Source organism: Sphaerospermopsis reniformis (assembly GCF_005402885.1).
GTDB classification, from domain to species: domain Bacteria; phylum Cyanobacteriota; class Cyanobacteriia; order Cyanobacteriales; family Nostocaceae; genus Sphaerospermopsis; species Sphaerospermopsis kisseleviana.
On record NZ_BJCE01000653.1, the window covers coordinates 1 to 249 of the forward strand.

Sequence of the window (249 nt, forward strand, 5' to 3'; positions counted from 1 at the left end):
TTCCGGCTCACCGTTTGCTTCCAACTCCCCGGAACATTTCGTCGGTAACCACGTCCTTCTTCGCCTCTGTGTGCCAAGGTATCCACCATTAGCCCTTATTAGCTTGACCACTTAACATTGGTTTTTTCATTTCAGTTATCTGCTGCTAAAGCACTAGATTACTGAACTGCCTCGCGTTACTATGCAGTTTTCAAGGTTCTGGCTGGTATTTACCCAGCAGTCTAGGGTTTACCTAGTTGCTGAATTTGA

1 rRNA gene is annotated in these 249 nt (G+C 45.8%); it reads right to left on the bottom strand.

The window, feature by feature from the left end:
- Positions 1-109, bottom strand: a 23S ribosomal RNA gene (locus tag FFR48_RS28715); the annotation flags it as partial.
- Positions 110-249 lie beyond the last annotated feature (140 nt).